Source organism: Bacteroides sp. An322, assembly GCF_002161765.1.
Taxonomy (GTDB): Bacteria; Bacteroidota; Bacteroidia; order Bacteroidales; family Bacteroidaceae; genus Phocaeicola; species Phocaeicola merdavium.
The window spans coordinates 135,613-151,050 of sequence record NZ_NFIN01000007.1 but is presented as its reverse complement, the minus strand read 5'-3'; the positions used below and the strand labels follow the sequence as shown (position 1 = coordinate 151,050).

Annotated in this window: 11 protein-coding genes; 9 read left to right on the top strand and 2 right to left on the bottom strand. The window is 44.1% G+C overall.

Going from position 1 to position 15,438, the window contains the following annotated elements; translation table 11 throughout:
• Positions 1-33 precede the first annotated feature (33 nt).
• A complete protein-coding gene (locus tag B5F91_RS05970; protein ID WP_087428174.1) occupies positions 34-1,704 on the bottom strand; it encodes a DUF6377 domain-containing protein in 1,671 nt (556 codons plus the stop codon).
• A gap of 404 nt (positions 1,705-2,108) precedes the next feature.
• Here B5F91_RS05970 and B5F91_RS05965 point away from each other — a divergent pair, with 404 nt between their 5' ends.
• From B5F91_RS05965 to B5F91_RS05925, 8 genes are all read left to right on the top strand, one after another.
• Positions 2,109-2,333, top strand: coding sequence for a twin-arginine translocase TatA/TatE family subunit (locus B5F91_RS05965; RefSeq protein WP_087428173.1), 225 nt, complete (start codon positions 2,109-2,111; stop codon positions 2,331-2,333).
• 5 nt (positions 2,334-2,338) lie between these two features.
• Positions 2,339-3,151, top strand: coding sequence for a twin-arginine translocase subunit TatC (gene tatC, locus B5F91_RS05960; protein WP_087428172.1), 813 nt, complete (start codon positions 2,339-2,341; stop codon positions 3,149-3,151).
• Between the two features lie 20 nt (positions 3,152-3,171).
• On the top strand, positions 3,172-4,251 hold the full coding sequence (locus B5F91_RS05955) for a Gfo/Idh/MocA family oxidoreductase (protein ID WP_087428171.1): 1,080 nt from the start codon (positions 3,172-3,174) through the stop codon (positions 4,249-4,251).
• 50 nt (positions 4,252-4,301) lie between these two features.
• Positions 4,302-5,777 (top strand): Gfo/Idh/MocA family oxidoreductase, encoded by a 1,476-nt coding sequence (locus B5F91_RS05950; RefSeq protein WP_087428170.1) that lies wholly within the window; start codon positions 4,302-4,304, stop codon positions 5,775-5,777.
• A 56-nt stretch (positions 5,778-5,833) separates the two neighbouring features.
• Positions 5,834-6,703: a DUF1080 domain-containing protein gene (locus tag B5F91_RS05945; RefSeq protein WP_087428169.1), complete on the top strand. Its 870-nt coding sequence runs from the start codon at positions 5,834-5,836 to the stop codon at positions 6,701-6,703.
• A 416-nt stretch (positions 6,704-7,119) separates the two neighbouring features.
• Complete coding sequence (locus B5F91_RS05935; protein WP_087428167.1) at positions 7,120-8,028, top strand: sugar phosphate isomerase/epimerase; 909 nt, start codon at positions 7,120-7,122, stop codon at positions 8,026-8,028.
• A gap of 224 nt (positions 8,029-8,252) precedes the next feature.
• The gene (locus B5F91_RS05930) at positions 8,253-11,120 is read left to right on the top strand and encodes a SusC/RagA family TonB-linked outer membrane protein (RefSeq protein ID WP_239416275.1); all 2,868 of its coding nucleotides are present in this window, start codon (positions 8,253-8,255) and stop codon (positions 11,118-11,120) included.
• A 32-nt stretch (positions 11,121-11,152) separates the two neighbouring features.
• Complete coding sequence (locus tag B5F91_RS05925; protein ID WP_087428194.1) at positions 11,153-12,868, top strand: RagB/SusD family nutrient uptake outer membrane protein; 1,716 nt, start codon at positions 11,153-11,155, stop codon at positions 12,866-12,868.
• Positions 12,869-12,934: 66 nt separating this feature from the next.
• Here B5F91_RS05925 and B5F91_RS05920 read toward each other — a convergent pair whose 3' ends face one another.
• On the bottom strand, positions 12,935-14,101 hold the full coding sequence (locus tag B5F91_RS05920; RefSeq protein ID WP_087428165.1) for a DUF1343 domain-containing protein: 1,167 nt from the start codon (positions 14,099-14,101) through the stop codon (positions 12,935-12,937).
• Positions 14,102-14,215: 114 nt separating this feature from the next.
• Between B5F91_RS05920 and B5F91_RS05915 the strand changes: the two genes are divergently transcribed.
• A complete protein-coding gene (locus tag B5F91_RS05915; protein ID WP_087428164.1) occupies positions 14,216-15,433 on the top strand; it encodes an MFS transporter in 1,218 nt (405 codons plus the stop codon).
• Positions 15,434-15,438: the final 5 nt, after the last annotated feature.

The window sequence follows — 15,438 nt, the reverse complement described above, 5'->3', positions numbered from 1 at the left end:
GTAACTTTTTTTATTATGTAAATCTTTATTTGTTCAACTTACCGGCTTCGTATTTCCGATTTGCATAACTTGATTTTCAAAATCTTCCCGGTCGACTTTGGATTTGTTTCTCATCTTGGTGCGGTAATTGTAAATCGTACTCATCGAACATCTCAGGAAACTTGCCATTTTAGTGTTGTCGGTCAGTCCGAGGCGGAGCAGTGCATAGATACGCAATTCCTTATTTAACAGATGGCCTGCTTTGGGGATAACTTTTTCATTTTCATTTAACAAGGCATTGAAGTCTTCGATGAATGTGGGATATAAACTGAGGAAGATGCTGTCGAAATGTTTGTAGAGCGTTTCCAATTCTTCATCAATCAGGTTGGTTGACTTTAACCGCTTTACTAACATTTCGTAATGATGGTTGATTGTAAGTTTGTAAAGTTGGTTTTGGTAATTTTCCATTTTGCTGATATAATTGGAGCAGAGGTCAAAGAATTGGGCGATGTATTTTTCTTTGATATTTCCAATCTCGTGCAACTGCTCATTTTTTTGGTTTAATTCTTCGTTCATTTGGTTCAGCTGGTTGTTCAGGTTTCTCAGTTGCTTGTTGTTGCTTGCCAAAGTCTCTTTGATGCGGGTAATTTTCCGTATCTGCAAAAATACATAAATGGCCAGCAGCACTAAGCAAACAGAAATGCAGCTAATGATGATGAGGCTTGTTTGGAGTTTGGACTTTTGCTTGATTTTCTCTTGTTTATATTGTGTATTCAAGTCCGTATAAAACTGATAGATTTGGGAAGTCCGAAAGTGAATGTTCGAAGCAATCGCGTCTTCTACAGCCACTTGTGCATAAGTAGAAGCCAGTTCCAGGTTTTTGTTCTTAAATTCAATAAATGCTAAGGACTGCAGAGACATGTTTTCTCTTGTAGCATTACAGAGGTCTGTTATGGCGGATAGGGTGAAATAATACTTTACTTGTTCAGGTTGGTTTAGATTCATATAATTAAATGCCAGTCCGCAGGCAATCATGGCAGAATTGGTACTGCCTGCCTCTTCGGTTGCGAGCAATTCTAAAAATTGTTCTTCTGCTTCTGCAAACTGTTTTTTACTTGCCAGTATGTTAGCTTGCAACAATTTATAAGACAGGCTGGACTTATCCATTACTTGAACTAAAGAATCATCGTAGAGGGCAAACTGTTGTTTGGCATAGTCATTGCCTCTGGAAGAAATGGAATAATATTCCCAAAACTGGTGATAGGCACTATAATATTCATATCGTAGCTCTTTATCCAAAGATGAACTTTGTATGCTTTGTAAAAGTTTTTCGGCTTCCAAATAGCTCCCTCTCATCGAGTAAAGCAGAGACAAATCGATTTTTGACGCATTTAGCTCCTTCTCTTTTTTGTGTAGTTCTGCCAGATTCATTTTCTTTTTTGTATAGAAGATAGCAGAGTCTACGACGAATTTTTTGTATTCTTTCGAAAGTTGGTTATAGATATCATAGCGTTGCCAGTCGTTCGGCGATTTGTTATCTAATAGCCGTTTGATTCCTTTTATCCGGTTTTCTTTTCGATTGACGTATTCTTGTCTGTGCTTGATGCATTCATTCAAGGAATCTGACAAGTGTTGAAGGGTTACTTGGGCAGTGCTGCTCGGTTCTGCCGAGAAAACCAATCCGTTTAAGCAGATAAATAAGAATAAGACGACTGTGTGCTTCATAACTTTAAAAATTGAATTTAAACGTACGAATTTATGAATTATTTGATTTTTACCGCTTTTATGTAGAGCATTTTTTTTGAATGATTTGTAAAATGTTGATTTATAGTGCCCTAAAATAGAGCGATAAATAGAAAATGTAGAATAAGAAGAATCATTTGCAGTGCATTTCTTAGGAAACTATAAAGATGGTTTATTGAAAAACGAAGGAATTAAGGCTTCAATTTTTCTCCTCAAATTACATTTGCATGTCTGCTTAAATCCTTGAAAATAGAACTGTTATTGTCTGGTCTTTACTACAAAAGTTTTTTGATTTTCAGAACCGCTTTTTTATCCTTCTATATTTGCAACACAAGGTTCTCAACCGAACCTCCATTCGAAAAAACTAATTTTAAATTTTATGTATTATGAGTACACTATTGTTTTTAGGTCCTATTGGAACTTCTGAGATTTTGTTGATTGCTTTTATAGCATTGCTCTTGTTTGGCGGGAAAAAAATTCCGGAATTGATGCATGGGTTAGGCAAGGGAATCAAAACTTTCAAAGACGGGATGAACGGCATCGAAAAAGAAATCGATAAAGGGTTGGATGCCGATTCAAGTAAAGATATTTCAATGTCTGAAAAGAAATAATAGTTATGCGTGAAATAGATCATACAGGAATGCCCGTTTGGGAACATTTGGAAATCCTACGATGGATGTTTATACGCATCCTTGTCGCTTGGGGGATAGGGGTGATTGCTTGTTTTCTTTTTATCCCTTATTTGTTCGACCATGTGATTATGGCTCCGGCTCAAAGCGATTTTTTCTTGTATCGGTTTTTGGGACAAATGAGTTCTTATACTTCATTGATGCCTGGCTTTTTGGAAAAACCGTTGCAGGTGGATGTCATCAACATCAAATTGGCATCGCAGTTCTTTGTCCACATGTCCTTATCGTTTTGGATTTCTTTGTTGCTCGTCTTCCCTTATATGATCTATGAAATATGGAAATTCGTTTGTCCGGCACTTTACGACAACGAACGTGCAAAAGTGCGTTGGGCTTTTGTATTTGGTACAGTGATGTTTTTCTTGGGTTGCTTGATGGGGTATTCAGTGGTGTTTCCGCTGACGTTGCGTTTCTTGTACACTTATGAGTTGAGTTCTCTGATTGGCAATCACTTGGCATTGGATTCATACATGAATAACTTTTTCATGTTGGTTTTCATGATGGGTCTTATGTTTGAATTGCCTTTATTATCTGTCTTGTTCTCGAAAATAGGACTCTTGAATCGTACGTTTTTCAAGAAATACCGTAGATATGCAGTTATCATCCTGTTGGTTGTGGCTGCAGTGATTACTCCATCATCAGACCCATTTACGCTATTAGCAGTCTTTATTCCTATTTATATTTTGTGGGAATTGAGTGCTTTGCTGGTCAAGCCGGAAGAGATGTCAGATTGTGAATCATAATTCTTTAAATGTAATAAACCATGGAAAATGTACAAATAAAGATCGGGATTATAGGTTTAGGTAGAATGGGACGGTTCTATCTGGACGAAATGAGAAAAAGCGGGAAGTGGGATATTGCGTATATCTGTGATGTAAATCCTCTTGTCAGAAAAGAAGCCCTTCAATGGGGGCTGGATGCCCAGATTGTATCCGATGAACAGGTGATTTTTGAAGATCCGTCGGTTCAAGCTGTAGGGCTTTTTACATTGGCAGACCAGCGTTTGAGGCAGATAGAGAAGGCGGTCCGCTATGGAAAGCACATCTTGGCAGAAAAGCCGATTGCCGATTCTATCGAAAGAGAATGGAAGGCGGTAGAGTTGGTAGAGAATCATCCTCTTATCGCGACCGTTAATCTGTACTTGCGTAATTCTTGGTATCATCATGCGTTGAAACAATTTGTAGATTCTGGAGAAATCGGAGAATTGGCTATTGTCCGTATTTGTCACATGACGCCCGGATTGGCTCCCGGCGAAGGTCATGAGTACGAAGGTCCGGCATTTCACGATTGCGGCATGCACTATGTGGATATAGCCAGATGGTATGCGGGTTGTGATTATGAGACTTGGCATGCGCAGGGAATGAGGATGTGGAATTATAAAGACCCTTGGTGGCTTCAGTGTCAGGGTACTTTCCAAAATGGAATTGTTTTCGATATTACCCAGGGCTTTGTATATGGGCAATTAGCCAAAGACCAGACCCATAATTCGTATGTGGATTTAATCGGCACGAAAGGGATAGCCCGGATGACCCACGACTTTAAGACAGCTGTTGTAGAGCTTCATGGAGTTACTCGGACAGAACGTATTGAAAAGCCTTACGGAGGGAAAAACATTGATGTGCTTTGTTCTCTTTTTGCCGAAAGCATACTGAAAGGCGAGCCCTCTCCCGACTTGCCCCGGATGAGGGACTCTGCCATAGCGTCGGGGTATGCTTGGAAGTTCCTTGAAGATGCTTCCACACACCGGCTGCCGGCAATCGGCAATCTTGAGACATTGGAAGAAATCAGGCAACACCGGAAAACCCTGACCAACGGGTATGGGTTGCTAAGGCATTTTACTTAATCATGACTGCTTTTCATTAAATAATATATTAACCTTTAAAATTGAATCTTATGTCAAACGTATCAAGAAGAGATTTTTTGAAAGCGGGAGCCGCTACATTGGCTTCTATTACTGTTGCACCAAGTTCTATCTTGGGAAAAAGTTTCGGGCATATTCCGCCCTCTGATAAGCTGAATATCGCTGCTATCGGAGTGGGAGGTATCGGTCATAGCAATATCAATGCCGTGAAAGATACTGAAAACCTCGTAGCATTGTGTGATGTAGACTGGAATTATGCGAAAGGGGTTTTTGACGAGTTTCCCAAAGCCAAGAAATATTGGGATTACCGCAAGATGCTGGACGAAATGGGAAAATCGATAGACGGGGTCATGATTGCTACAGCCGATCATACTCACGCTATCATTACAGCCGATGCGATGACGATGGGCAAGCATGTGTATTGCCAAAAACCTTTGACGCATTCTGTTTATGAATCCAGATTGTTGACCAAATTGGCAGAGTCGACCGGCGTAGTGACTCAAATGGGTAATCAGGGAGCGTCTGGCGAAGGCACAGACTTGGTTTGCGAATGGATTTGGAATGGGGAAATCGGTGATGTCGTAAAGGTGGAATGTGCTACCGACCGTCCGATTTGGCCGCAGGGCTTGAATTCTCCGGAGAAAGAGGAACGTATCCCTAAAACATTAGACTGGGACCTTTTCACCGGACCGGCAAAACTGAATCCGTATAATTCCATTTATCATCCTTGGAACTGGCGCGGCTGGTGGGATTATGGTACGGGTGCTTTGGGAGATATGGCTTGCCATATTTTGCATCAGCCGTTCAAAGCATTGAAATTGGGCTATCCTACAAAGGTGGAAGCAAGCTCTACGTTGTTGCTGAACGCTTGTGCGCCTCAGGCACAGCATGTCAAGATGATTTTCCCGGCTCGTGAGAATATGCCTAAAATAGCAATGCCTGAGGTGGAAGTGCATTGGTATGACGGCGGTTTGTTGCCCGAACGTCCGGAAGGTTTTCCGGAAGGGAAACCGTTGATGCCGGCTAATGGCGGGTTGACTATTTTCCACGGGACAAAAGACACGTTGGTATGCAGTTGTTACGGTGAAAATCCTTTCTTGCTTTCAGGAAGAGTGCCCAATGCGCCGAAGGTATGCCGCCGCGTGACCACTTCACATGAAATGGATTGGGTACGCGCCTGCAAGGAAGACCCTGAATACCGGGTACCGGTGAAGTCTGCTTTCTCAGAAGCGGGTCCGTTGAATGAAATGGTTGTGATGGGCGTATTGGCTGTCCGTCTGCAAGGCTTGAACAAGACATTGGAATGGGACGGCGAAAATATGCGTTTCACGAACATTGGCGAGAACGAGACGATAAAGACGTGCGTCAAAGACGGTTTTACGATTCATAACGGCCATCCGTCGTTCAATAAGACTTGGACAGACGCCATTAACGCGCAAGAATTTGCCGCAGAATTGATTAAGCATCATTACCGTGCGGGATGGGCATTGCCGGATATGCCTCGATAATTTCCGGAAAGGTTCTATAGGTTTCAATCATTATCAATCAATTAAATATTACTCAAATGAAAAAAATGAATCAGACATTGGGCGTACTGGCATTGAGTTGTGCCTTGGTCGCTTGTGGTGGTAATCAGAAGAAAGCGGAAAATCAGCCGGAGGAAGAAACGGTTGCTACTCTATCTTATTCTTCATCGTTGAAGGCTCCCGAAACAGACAGTTTGAAGCTTCCTATCGATAAAGACGGATACATTACCATTTTTGACGGAAAGACATTCAACGGATGGCGTGGCTATGGAAAAGACCGGGTACCTTCCCGTTGGGTTATCGAAGACGGATGCATCAAGTTCAATGGCTCGGGCGGCGGTGAAGCGCAGAACAGCGATGGCGGCGATTTGATTTTCGGACATAAGTTCAAGAACTTTGAATTGCTTTTGGAATGGAAAGTCTCGAAGGGCGGAAATTCCGGTATCTTGTATTTGGCTCAAGAAGTGACATCGAAGGATAAAGACGGGAATGAGGTGCTCGAGCCGATTTACATTTCCGCTCCGGAATATCAGGTGTTGGATAATGCCAATCACCCCGACGCGAAATTGGGAAAGGACAACAACCGCCAGTCCGCTTCGCTGTATGACATGATACCGGCTGTTCCTCAGAACCAGCATCCGTATGGCGAATGGAACCAGGCTAAGATTATGGTATATAAAGGTACGGTGATTCATGGCCAGAACGGAGAAAATGTGGTTGAATACCATTTGTGGACTCCGCAATGGACGAAGATGTTGCAGGAAAGCAAGTTCAGCCAAGAGAAATGGCCCTTGGCGTTTGAATTGCTGAACAATTGCGGCGGCGACAATCACGAAGGTTATATCGGCCTGCAAGACCATGGTGACGATGTTTGGTTCAGAAACATCCGTGTGAAAATACTGGATTAATATCGAAGTCTAACTCAAGCAAGAACGGTCAAATAGGATGCAATTCCTTCCTGCGCGTTGCAGGACGGAATCGCAAGCCTCGGAAAGCTTCCTGCGCGTTGCAGGACGAAATCGCAAGCCGGGAAAGCTTCCTGCGCATTGCAGGACGGAATCCCAGGCCGGGAAAGCTTCCTGCGCGTTGCAGGACGGAATCCCAGGCCGGGAAAGCTTCCTGCGCGTTGCAGGACGAAATCGCAAGCTTTTTGCTCCCGCAAGACAGCAGAAAGGTAAATTCCGCAATCGGTTGCTGATTGGCGGGCATTCCTGTTTGTCGTTCTCTCTTTTTTACTATGTCTTTTTATTCTATTTATTAGGTTAACGTTTGTTCCGGGCTGAAGCGATTCAGCCTGGGGCAGCGTAAAAAACAGATCCAATCTATGAAAAAGCAAGTTTGTTTGTGGATAATCGGAGTCTTGTTGTGGATTCCGTTCCAATTCGTAGAAGCCCAGCAGCATGGGCGTGTGAAAAAAGAAATAGCCATTCAGCTTTATTCTGTCCGAGATTTGATTAATGGTGTGAATCAGCAGGGAAAGGCTTCGGAGGTATATCTCCAGACTTTGAAGAAATTGGCTGATATGGGGTACACAGCTATCGAGGCTGCCTATTACGGTGAAGGCAAGTTCTACGGGCGTACGCCTTCTGATTTTAAACGCGACATCGAGGGTGCCGGCATGAAGGTCTTGTCTTCTCATTGCAGCCGTGCGTTGAATGCCGAAGAACTGAAAAGCGGCGATTTGTCGGAAGCGTTGGCTTGGTGGGACCAATGCATAGCCGACCATCGGGAAGCAGGAATGTCGTATATCATTTTCCCCTATTTGGAGGTTCCCAAAACGGTCAAGGACTTGGAATTGTATTGCACCTATTTTAATGAAATAGGAAAACGCTGCCAAGCGGCAGGCTTATCGTTCGGTTATCATAACCATGCGCACGAGTTTCAGAAGGTAGAGGGCCGGGAGGTTATGATGGATTATTTGTTGCAGCATACAGACCCTCGGTACGTATGTTTTGAAATGGATGTTTATTGGGTAGTGAGAGGACAGCAGAGTCCGGTAGATTATTTCCATAAATATCCGGGACGTTTCAAGATGCTGCATCTGAAAGACCATCGTGAAATCGGTCAGAGCGGTATGGTGGGCTATGATGCTATTTTCCGGAATGCGGATGTAGCGGGAGTCAAGAATATCGTTGCCGAAATCGAATCGTACAGTACGAGTGACGTGCTGAAGAGTGTGCGTGAGAGCATAGACTATTTGTTGGATGCTCCGTTTATCAAGCCGGCATATTGAAATGACAATCATATCTGGAATATTTGTGAGTGAATTTCATATTTATTTATGTGTTTATATCAGGAATTATGATAACGGATAAGATAATTAAGAAACAAATTCAAAATGTATTTTCCCGGCAGAAGGCGTTATGGATTGCCGTTGGTTTGGCATGCTTTCCTGGGATTGACATGCTGGCTGATGTAACTGCTTTGTCGGGAGAGAATGCCGGTAGTGAATCGGTGATGCAGAAAGACCGGACTGTAACAGTGATGGTTTCAGACAGCAGCGGTGAATTAATCGGTGCGAATGTATTGGTGAAAGGAACAACATTAGGTAATGTGACAGACCTGAACGGATGTGTTGTTTTGCAGCATGTCCCGTCTAATGCTATTTTGGAAATATCTTTCATCGGTTATAAAACGAAAGAAGTGCCTGTAAAAGACCAAAGCCTTATCAAAGTGACCTTATCAGAAGATAGCGAGACGTTGGAAGAGGTCGTTGTAGTAGGATATGGAACCATGGAAAAGAAGCAGGTGACCAGTGCGGTGACTTCTCTTTCTGCCGACGATATGCTGAAAGGAGTAGGCGGGGCGGATATTACGACTGCTTTGCAAGGTAAAATCAGCGGATTGTTGTTGCAGAATAACGGTAGTGTCAACGGAGGGACTACGATACAGTTGCGCGGTATGACTTCGATTAATGCGGGACGCTCTCCTTTGATTGTCATTGACGGTTTCCCCGGTGGAGATATACGTTCGATTAATCAGGATGACATCAAGTCGATTGATGTCTTGAAAGATGCTTCTGCCGGTGCGATTTATGGAACTCGTGCCGCTTCGGGAGTTATTTTGATTACGACCAAGAGCGGTTCGAACACCAATGGGAAAGCCCGGCTGACTTATAGTACGGAACTTTCTAAAAAGCAGGATTGGGGCAAGCCTCGTATGTTGACTGCAGATGAGTACAGAGAGCATCAGGTAGGCATCGATTATGGGGATGATGTAGACTGGTGGGAAGAATTGGTGAATGATAACAATTTCTCCCAAAAGCACAATCTTTCCATCGACCTCGGAACGGAAAACGCCCGGATGTACGCTTCGTTCTTTTACCAAAAGAATGAAGGTATAGCCATAGACGATTCCCGTCAGGATTATGGCGGACGAATCAATGCCAACTTTAAATTGTTTGACGGTTGGCTGGAAGTGCGTCCGAACGTTGATTACCGGCAGGCTTGGAGAAACAACAACTGGCCCAATTTCCAGCAAGCGTTGAGAAACAATCCTACCCGTTCGCCTTACGACCCGGAAAGCGAGACCGGATTTAATGTCTGGACTGGCGAGAACTTGGATTACAACGTATTGGCCAATGCCCAATTGTATGATTACGAAGGGCTTGACAAATGGTTTAAGCCGGAGGTTTCCTTTAAACTGAATATCAAGGCAATTCCGGGATTGTCTTTTACACAGACGTTAGGGTATGAGAACCGTCAATGGGAATTGCATCAGTTCAGGTCCAGGTATCACTTGGATGAAATCAACAATAATCGGAACGGATGGGCGAAGTTAGAGTTCAGCAAAACCGAGAATCTAACTTCCGAAGGTTACGCCACTTATATCAAAGAGTTCGAAGGAGGGCATAGCTTGAACGCTGTAGCCGGTTATTCTTATTTTGAGTGCAATGGTGAGAACTTTTATGCCGAAAACTATAATTTCGATGTAGAAGGAATCCGGTTTTGGGATATAGGAAAAGGTTCTTATCTGAGTGACGGTAAAGCCGGAATGGGGTCGGGAAAGAACATTACCGAACGTTTGTTTGCCCTGTACGCCCGTGCCAATTACTCGTATAATGACAAGTATATGGTAACGGCTACCATTCGTCACGAAGGTTCATCCAAATTTGCCGCTAAAAACCGTTGGGGTAATTTCTGGGCTTTGTCAGGCGGCTGGCGGATTTCGAATGAGGCATTCATGAAGAACGTAGATTGGGTGAACGATTTGAAGCTCCGTTTCGGTTATGGCGTGACGGGTAATAATGATTTCAATTCTTCCTATATGGCGAATGTGTTAGGCTCGGACACTTGGTGGATGCTGCCTAATGGGAGCTGGGCAAATTCGTATGGCAAGACCCAGAATGTTAACGAGAACTTAGGTTGGGAAGAAAAGAAAGAATGGAATATCGGTGTGGATTTCTCTTTCTTCAACAACCGTTTCTATGGCAAGTTTGACTATTACCGCCGGAAGATTGACAACATGATTTATGAAGTGAAAGTGCCGCAACCTCCTTATATTCAAGGTACCCAATGGCAGAACATTGGCGCGATGGAGAGCAAAGGTTGGGAGTTAGAACTTGGAGGGGACATCATCCAACGGAAGGATTTTGTCTGGACTTCCAAGGTGAATTTAGCTCATAATACAGGTAAGATCCTTACGTTGTGGGGAAATAATACTTACTATAATGGCAATTCATTTCCTGTGCCGGGTATGCCGGGAGATGCAGCCAGAATGGAGGAAGGTTCTACCATTGGTGCCTTTTATCTGTGGAAATTCGCAGGATTCGACGAGGACGGCAATTTCTTGTTGTATAATAAAGACGGAGAGGTTATCCCTGCCGCCCAAAAGACCGAAGCGGACAAGCGCTACATGGGCAATTACATACCAAAGGTCATGTTGGGCTGGAACAACTCTTTCATGTACAAGAATTTCGACCTGAATATCAATATGCGCAGTTGGATTAAGTTTGACGTGTACAACATGATTAACATGTATTTCGGTATTCAAGGAATCGACGAATGCAATGTGCTGAAAGACGCTTATGGGAAATTCAACCACATCCGCGGCGAGAAACAGATTTGTGACTATTATTTGGAGGACGGGACTTTCCTGAAGATTGACGCCATTTCTTTGGGATATTCACTTTCGCTGAAAAACTATTGCAAGTGGGTTGACCGGTTCCGGATTTATGCTACCGTGGGCAATGTCTGTATGTTTACGAAATATAGTGGCGTGAATCCAGAGGTGGATATTGCTGGCTGGGATAAGGGTACGGAACGTTTTGACGGGCTTTATCCGTTGGTAAGGACATATACATTGGGATTGCAACTCACTTTCTAAAGTGAAGAATGATAAAGTTAAGATACATAGATATGAAAGCATTTACTATAAAATCAGGAATTGTAGGAAGTCTGTTTCTTTTGACTATGGGAACTTCCTGTAATGTGGAGCCGACGTTTTATTCTCAAGTAGTGCCCGAAACGTTTTACTCTTCGCAGGATGCGGTTTGGGAACGTTTCAATCGTCCGTTTACTCATTGGCGTTTTTGGATTGCTTCGGATAGAGCCAGATGGGAGATGCAAGAACTCGGTACGGATGAATTTTGTGTCCCTACCCGTGGAAGTGACTGGTATGACGGGGCGGTATTTCAGAAATTCCACCATCATGAATATACCGAAGATATGACCAGCATCTCGAATGGCTGGACTAATTTTTCCATGGGAATCGCATTGGCTTGGGACGCATTGGAAGATTTAGAGCAAATAGACTTCAATGCTTTGGGTTTTCCAGAAGGGACCAGAGAGTCGATGTTATGTCAAATGAATACGTTGGTCGCGTCTTTTTATTTGGACGGGCTGGATTTCTTTGGCGGAGTGCCGCTCTATACGACGACTAAAAGCGAGGTGTTGCCCCGTTCGACGGATGTCGAGACGTTTAATTTCATCGATTCGTTGCTGACGCAAGTGCTTCCGGAACTTCCGGTAAAAACGGAATTGGGAGCTATGGAAACCAATACGGTTCATCAGGCTGTAGCTGCCGCATTAAAAGCGAAACTTTATTTCAATGCGGAGGCTTATATCGGAAAACCGATGTATCAGGAAGCCGCTCAGATTTGTCAGGATATCATAGACGGGAAATACGGAAGCTATGAACTGGCAGATGACTGGACTGATATTTTCGGTTTCCAGAATGAAACCTGTCCGGAAATCATTTGGACACTCCCAAGCGAGAATGCCAAACTGGAAACCGATGGGTGCTATTGGAAGCCTTCTATGCCATACAATTATAAGAACTTTTTAGGCGGATTGAAAGATTCTGAAGCAGATAACGGGTGCTGTCTGATTCCCAGCCGTGACCCGGAAGGGAACTTATACCAGTTCAACTTGGGCAACAATTACGAAGGCTTCAACGATAAAGACGTCCGTAAGCAGCAGTATGTTTATGAACAAGGAGGAAAATACCGCGGGATGTTTGTGGTAGGAAAACTGGTAAATCCTGACCATCCGGATTGGGTTTGTGTAGGAGCGAGAGACTATATCGGTCAGCCTCTTGTCATACGTGACCAGATAGCATGTTTTGCTAAAGTCGGAACGGAATATGCCGGTGTGGAAGAGTTGCCTTCTACCATTGCCACGGCTGAAGAAGGTTCGGGTGTCCGTTTGATAAAACGTAGTCCAAGACCGAATGCCGACGAATATCAGGAGATGTATAATCCGGATATCCCTATCATCCGTTTGACCGAAATCTATTATACGTTGGCTGAATGCAAAATGCGTGCAGGCGACAAACAGGAGGCTGCTAATTTAATCAATACCGTACGGAAACGCTATTTTGCGGATGGTGTAGACCCTGACCCTGTAACAGCTGCCAATCTGGATAAATACCGGATGCTGAAAGAATGGAAACTTGAATTCTTAGGAGAAGCCCGCCGGCGTACTGATTTAGTCCGTTGGGATGCATACGTGACCGAGGATTGGTGGGATCATAAGGCTACTCATAATCCGAATTTGAACCGGTTCCCTATTCATTATAGCATTATCGGAGCCAATAATCTTTTGATTCAGAATCCTGGTTATGGAGGAAACTGAAACTAAATCTGTAATCTGTATGTATGGGTGGGAAGTATCTGGGATAGATATTTCCCGCTTTTATTTCTAATTCGGGTAAAGCAGGTATTTCTTCCGTATTGCTTGATACTCCTCTAAATCTTTTTGCCAAGCCTTCCGGATGATTGCTTCGTCTTTACCGCTCTGTATATCAAGGCGGACTTGATCAGTTCCCATGAGCAGATCGAACCACTGTGGGCGGGTGAAAAACTCTTTTGTTTGTTTTTGGTAAAGACGATAGAATTCTAACACATAGCTTAAAGTGAAACCTTTGGGGGGCTGCACATTTCGTAAATCTTTTCCGTAACAATTCTTGTTCTTGTGCATTGGGTTCATGTCCGAGCCTTTTAGCGGACGGGGCATGAAGCGGAAGCTATAGCTATTGGTATAGGGACTTCCGATGACTTGAAAAGGAAACTCCGTGCCGCGCCCTACGCTTACCGAAGTGCCTTCAAAAGGACAAAGCGAGGCATAAAGTGCAATGGCTTGGTCGTTGGGCAGGTTGGGAGAGGGTTTTACGGGAAGCGAATAAGGCTGTCCGTGCTTCCAGCCTGATGCAGAGACGACTTTGAGTGTGCATTGCAAACCGTTTCCCAACCATCCTTCTCCGTTTATCATGCGGGCTATCTCGCCTACGGTACATCCATGTAAGATAGGAATAGGAAACATGCCGACAAAACTTTTGTATTCCGGTTTCAATACCGGACCGTCTACGTAATCACATGGATTCGGACGGTCTAATACAATTAGTTCTTTCCCGTTTTCGGCGCAAGCCTGCATGATATAATATAAGGTGCTGATATACGTATAGAAGCGTGCCCCTACATCTTGGATGTCGAACACTACCACATCTGTATCTGCCAATTGTTGAGGCGTAGGCTTCTTGTTTTTCCCGTAGAGCGAGGCTATCGGAATACCGGTACGTGTGTCTTTTCCGTCTTTGACAGTTGCGCCTGCATCGGCTTCTCCCCGCAATCCGTGTTCGGGAGCAAAGATGCGGGTAATGTTTATACCTATATTATATAAGGAGTCGAGCAGATGTTTTTCTCCGATTAAAGAAGTTTGATTGACCACCAATGCTACCCTTTTCCCTTCGATGAGTGGGAAATAGCATTCGGTTTGTTCGGCTCCCATACGGATTTGTGCATATCCCTGCATCAGGCTTGTCAGGATGAGCCAGCCGGTCAGGATAAGGTATTTGATAGAATGTTTCATGCGTGTCAGTGTTGGATAATGATGAGGCAAAGATAGAAAATAATTCCGGTTTTTGTTTGTCCGTTGCTTCGTAAAGCGTACTTTTGCACTTGCAAATTCTGAGATGAAAAGAGTATGGACATTTTAACTAAGCTCAAAGGACACCCGCGGGTAGGAGAGGGTACTGCATACGCTATTTTGTTTTCTATGGGTTTCTGTCATTTGCTGAACGACATGATCCAGTCGGTTATCCCTGCCATGTATCCCTTGCTGAAAGACAGTTTCGGCTTTACTTTTGCCCAAATCGGTGTCATTACCTTGATATTCCAATTGACTTCTTCGGTTTTCCAGCCCTTTGTGGGGCAATATGCCGACCGCCATCCGCAGCCTTATTCATTGGCTATGGGTATGGGATTTACGTTGGTAGGGCTGTTGATATTGGCTTTTGCCCCGAATTATTGGGTTATCTTATTGTCGGTAGCGGTTATCGGTTGCGGTTCTTCGGTGTTTCATCCGGAAGCTTCGCGTGTGGCACAAATGGCTTCGGGAGGAAAGAAAAGCTTGGCACAGTCTATTTTTCAGGTAGGCGGAAACGGCGGAAGCGCTATCGGACCGTTGCTTGCCGCGTTGATTATCATTCCTTACGGGCAACATGCCGTAGGATGGTTTGCTACGGCTGCTTTGCTCGCTTCAATGATTTTGGTACGGGTAGGCTATTGGTATAGCTTGCTGCTGGTTCGCATGAAGCAGGCTCATCGCGCTGTACGGATGGCTGCGCATGGCTTGTCTGAATCGGCTGTCCGTAAGGCTATGGGCATTTTGGTGATTATGCTTTTCTCGAAATACTTCTTTGCATCGTGTATGACGAGCTATTTTACCTTCTATTTGATAGAAAAGTTCGGAGTTACGGTGCAGGCGTCTCAATTCTGCCTGTTTGCTTTTCTTGCGGCATTGGCGGCAGGGACGTTATTAGGAGGCTATTTCGGAGACCGTTATGGACGGAAGTATGTTATCTTGTTCTCTATTTTGGGTGCCGCACCGTTTACGTTGGCACTTCCTTACCTTAATCTGTTTTGGACGCTTGTCATGGCAATACTGAGCGGCTTGATTATAGCATCGGCGTTTTCAGCTATTTTGGTTTATGCTACCGACTTGAAGCCTGATAAAGTCGGTATGGTGTCGGGTGTTTTCTTCGGATTGATGTTCGGCTTGGGAGGTATCGGTTCGGCATTCTTTGGTTGGCTTGCCGATAAGACCAGTATTGAGTTTATTTTTACTGTCAGCACGTTGTTGCCTCTGTTGGGCGTGATTGCCGTATTTCTTCCGGATATCAAACCGGCTAAAGTCAATTGAAAGAG

Excerpts from the sequence above, each read along its gene's own strand:
- B5F91_RS05970 (WP_087428174.1), bottom strand. The coding sequence starts at position 1,704 with ATGAAGCACACAGTCGTCTTATTCTTATTTATCTGCTTAAACGGATTG.
- B5F91_RS05965 (WP_087428173.1), top strand. The coding sequence starts at position 2,109 with ATGAGTACACTATTGTTTTTAGGTCCTATTGGAACTTCTGAGATTTTG.
- tatC (WP_087428172.1), top strand. The coding sequence starts at position 2,339 with ATGCGTGAAATAGATCATACAGGAATGCCCGTTTGGGAACATTTGGAA.
- B5F91_RS05955 (WP_087428171.1), top strand. The coding sequence starts at position 3,172 with ATGGAAAATGTACAAATAAAGATCGGGATTATAGGTTTAGGTAGAATG.
- B5F91_RS05950 (WP_087428170.1), top strand. The coding sequence starts at position 4,302 with ATGTCAAACGTATCAAGAAGAGATTTTTTGAAAGCGGGAGCCGCTACA.
- B5F91_RS05945 (WP_087428169.1), top strand. The coding sequence starts at position 5,834 with ATGAAAAAAATGAATCAGACATTGGGCGTACTGGCATTGAGTTGTGCC.
- B5F91_RS05935 (WP_087428167.1), top strand. The coding sequence starts at position 7,120 with ATGAAAAAGCAAGTTTGTTTGTGGATAATCGGAGTCTTGTTGTGGATT.
- B5F91_RS05930 (WP_239416275.1), top strand. The coding sequence starts at position 8,253 with ATGCAGAAAGACCGGACTGTAACAGTGATGGTTTCAGACAGCAGCGGT.
- B5F91_RS05925 (WP_087428194.1), top strand. The coding sequence starts at position 11,153 with ATGAAAGCATTTACTATAAAATCAGGAATTGTAGGAAGTCTGTTTCTT.
- B5F91_RS05920 (WP_087428165.1), bottom strand. The coding sequence starts at position 14,101 with ATGAAACATTCTATCAAATACCTTATCCTGACCGGCTGGCTCATCCTG.
- B5F91_RS05915 (WP_087428164.1), top strand. The coding sequence starts at position 14,216 with ATGGACATTTTAACTAAGCTCAAAGGACACCCGCGGGTAGGAGAGGGT.